The 3,615-nt window shown below is 72.1% G+C and carries 4 protein-coding genes and 1 pseudogene; 4 read left to right on the top strand and 1 reads right to left on the bottom strand.

The features are described from left to right. Positions 1-267, bottom strand: a pseudogene (locus ACLN58_RS19575) (oxidoreductase); the annotation flags it as partial. 36 nt (positions 268-303) lie between these two features. Here ACLN58_RS19575 and moaA point away from each other — a divergent pair. From moaA to ACLN58_RS19555, 4 genes are all read left to right on the top strand, one after another. Then, positions 304-1,398, top strand: coding sequence for a GTP 3',8-cyclase MoaA (gene moaA / locus ACLN58_RS19570; protein ID WP_415856907.1), 1,095 nt, complete (start codon positions 304-306; stop codon positions 1,396-1,398). 15 nt (positions 1,399-1,413) lie between these two features. After that, positions 1,414-1,677 carry a MoaD/ThiS family protein gene (locus ACLN58_RS19565; RefSeq protein ID WP_415856909.1) on the top strand — a complete coding sequence of 88 codons (264 nt, stop codon included), beginning with the start codon at positions 1,414-1,416 and terminating at the stop codon, positions 1,675-1,677. 102 nt (positions 1,678-1,779) lie between these two features. Beyond that, positions 1,780-2,898, top strand: a complete 1,119-nt coding sequence (locus tag ACLN58_RS19560) for a DUF2092 domain-containing protein (protein WP_415856906.1) — start codon at positions 1,780-1,782, stop codon at positions 2,896-2,898. A 77-nt stretch (positions 2,899-2,975) separates the two neighbouring features. Further along, a partial coding sequence (locus tag ACLN58_RS19555; protein ID WP_415856908.1) for an ABC transporter ATP-binding protein occupies positions 2,976-3,615 on the top strand: 640 nt, incomplete at its 3' end.

Raw genomic sequence — 3,615 nt, 5'->3', positions numbered from 1 at the left:
GCCTGCTGCGGCCCCGAGGGCCACGAGGAGGACGCCGATGACGGTCACGAGGAACGCCTTGTCGCCCGTCCCGAACGTCTGGATGGCCCAGTCCTTGGCCGCAGGCGGGGCGAAGTCGACCACCGCGCCCCCGACCGCGGAGACCGGGCTCAAAGAGGGGCTCGCGAGGCCCGCGAGCAGCTCCCCCGACAGGACGCCGGCGACGGCGGAGAGCACGCCGGCCGCGGCCGCCCACCAAATCAGATGCCGCGCACCCTGGGGTCCCATGTCTCCAGAATAGGTCGGCTGGCGTACCGTAGATCTATGACTGTGCAGCTCGGCATGCCGCTCCTGCCGGCGAGCCAGCGGGCCCAGGGCCAGCGGGCCGACCGCCCGGCGTTCGATGGTCTCCGCGACCGCTACGGCCGCGTCGCGACGGACCTGCGGCTCTCACTCACCGACAAATGCAATCTGCGCTGCTCCTACTGCATGCCCGCAGAAGGCCTCCCGTGGCTCGCGAAGGACGCAGTGCTCTCCGCGGAGGAGATCGTCCGCATCGTGGGGATCGGCGTGCGCGTGCTCGGGGTCCGCGAGCTGCGCCTCACGGGCGGCGAGCCTCTCGTGCGCGCCGACGTCGTCGAGATCGTCGCGGCCCTCCGCGAGGCCCATCCCGAGCTGCCGATCGCGCTCACGACGAACGCCGTGGGGCTCGACAAGAAGGCCGTGGCGCTCAAGGCCGCGGGCCTCACGCGCATCAACATCTCCCTCGATACGCTCCATCCGGAGACGTTCGAGAAGCTCGCGCGCCGGCCGTTCTTCGACCGCGTGCTCGCGGGCATCGAGGCGGCGGACGCCGCGGGCCTTGGACCCATCAAGATCAATTCCGTGCTCATGCGCGGCATCAACGACGCGGATGCACCGGACCTCCTCGCATGGTGCCTCGAGCGCGACTACGAGCTGCGGTTCATCGAACAGATGCCTCTCGACGCCGACCACGGCTGGACGCGCGCGGGCATGGTCACCGCGGCGGAGATCCGCGCGATGCTCGGCGAGCGCTTCCGGCTCTCCCCCGATGCCAGAGCGCGCGACGGCGCCCCCGCCGAGCGCTTCGAGGTGCGCGGCCCTGACGACGCACTCCTCGGCACCGTCGGCATCATCGCGTCCGTCACGGAACCGTTCTGCGCCGACTGCAAGCGGACCCGCATCACGGCCGAGGGCAAGGTCATGAGCTGCCTCTTCTCGCACGAGGAGGTCGACCTGCGCGGCCTGCTCCGGTCGGGTGCGAGCGACCAGGAGATCGCCTCGCTGTGGCAGGACGCCATGTGGCTCAAGCCGCGCGGTCACGGCATGGACCACACGGGGCTCGGCGACGCCGACTTCGTGCAGCCCGACCGCTCGATGAGCGCGATCGGGGGCTAGGGCCGCTCGATGGTCATCACCGTGCGGTACTACGCCGCGGCCCGGGCCGCCGCGGGCGTCGACGCCGAGCCGCTCGAGGTGCCCGACGGCGGGACCCTCGCCTCGGCGCTCGAGGCCGCACGCGCCGTCGTCCGCTTCCCCGAGCCGGGCGCGCCCGAACTCGCCGACGTCCTGCGGCGCTGCTCCTTCCTGGTCAACGAGATCGCCGCGAAGGATCCGCTCCGGCCGCTCGCCGCGGGCGATCAGCTCGACGTGCTCCCGCCGTTCGCGGGCGGCTGACGGCCGCTGCGAGTGCCTGCCGCGAACGTACGACTCTGGGATGACGACACCCGCACACCCCCGGCGTAGCGTGGAGGCAGGACTGTTGTGGAGGTCGTTGTCATGAAGCGAATCTGGACCCGCTGGCTGCCTGCTGCCGCCGTTCCCGCCGTCGTCGCCGTCGGAGTGCTCGCGGCTGGTGCGGTCGCGGTGACCCCGCCCCCGCCCGCGACGCCGGAGCAGGTACTCGCGCTCGTCGCGTCCCACGCGGCCCGGCAGTTCTCCGGAACGGTCGAGGAAAGGGCCGATCTCGGACTTCCGTCGATCCCGGCTCAGGCGCTCGCACCCGCGACGAAGAGCTCGGCGCTCGGCGGCGAGGCCACCCTCCTCGAACTCCTCACCACGGCGCACACGGCGCGCGTCTACACCGACGGTCCTACCAAGGTCCGCGTCCAGATCATGGACCAGCTCGCCGAGCGCGATGCCATCCGCAACGGCAATGACGTGTGGACGTTCGACTCGAAGACGAACGAGGTCACGCACGCGACACTGCCCGCCGGGGCTGGGCCGGAAGCAAGCGCGACGGCCAAGGCTCCCGTCATGTCGCCGGACCAGCTTGCGCAGCGGTTCCTCGCCGCGGCCGGGCCGAGCACGAACGTGGCTCTCGGCCAGTCGGCCTCCGTGGCCGGGCACGGCGCGTACACGCTCGTCCTGACGCCGAAGACCGCGGGGACGCTCGTGGGCTCCGTGCAGATCGCCGTCGAGGCACAGACCGGCCTGCCGCTCGCCGTCGACGTCTACGCGAAGGGCCAGCAGGACCCGGCCTTCCACACGGCGTTCACGAAACTCGACCTGGGCGCGCCGGACGCGTCGGTCTTCGCATTCACGCCGCCGGCCGGCGCGACGGTCAAGGAGCAGCCCGTTCCGGCTCCCGCCACCACGCCGAAGGCCACGCCGGGCGCCACGCCGGGCACCATGCCCAAGGCGTCTCCGGCGCCCAAGCCTTCCACTGGGGCCAAGACTCCCGAGAGCGCGCCCGGCTGGGACACCGTGGTCGTCGTCCCCGCGGCGAAGATTCCCGCGGGCTTCCTCGACCAGCCCCTCGTGAAGCAGCTCGCGACGCCGGTCTCGGGCGGGCGCCTGCTCTCCTCCTCGCTCGTGAACATCCTCATCACGAACGACGGTCGGGTGCTCGTGGGCGCGGTCCCGGCCTCGACGCTCGAGGCCAAGGCGGCCCAGTGAGCCTCAGCCCCGAGGACGCCCCAGCCACCGACGCCCCAGCGACGGACGTCCCAGCGAAGGACGTCCGAGCGACGGCTATCCGGACCGAGGGACTCACCAAGCGCTTCGGCCGGCATAACGCCGTCGACGGCCTCAATCTCACGGTGCCCGCCGGTGCCGTCTTCGGCTTCCTCGGGCCCAACGGCTCGGGCAAGACGACGACGATCCGCATGCTCCTGGGCCTCGTATCCCCGACCGCGGGCCGCGTCGAGGTCCTCGGCGAAGAGATGCCGGCCCGGCTCATGGGGGTCCTCCCCCGCGTCGGCGCGCTCGTAGAGGGCCCCGCGTTCTATCCGTTCCTGAGCGGCGAGGCGAACCTGCACCGCCTCGACACGGCGGATCTCCGGGCGCCCGCGCGGACGCGCGGGGAACGGGTCAAGTCCGCGCTCGAGCGCGTGGGGCTCGAGCATGCCGCCCACAAGCGCGTCCACGCGTACTCGCTCGGGATGAAGCAGCGGCTCGGCCTCGCCGCCGCGCTCCTCGCGCCGCGGGAGCTCCTCGTGCTCGACGAGCCGACCAACGGGCTCGACCCCCAGGGCACGCGCGAGGTCCGGAACCTCATTCGCTCGCTCGCCGACGACGGGACAACCGTCTTCGTCTCGAGCCACCTCCTCGCCGAGGTCGAACAGATCTGCACCCACGCAGCGATGCTCCGCACCGGCCGGCTCGTCGCCCAGG

The sequence above is a fragment of the Sinomonas sp. G460-2 genome (genome assembly GCF_047759905.1).
GTDB lineage: Bacteria > Actinomycetota > Actinomycetes > Actinomycetales > Micrococcaceae > Sinomonas.
This window is presented reverse-complemented; position numbering and strand designations above follow the sequence as displayed.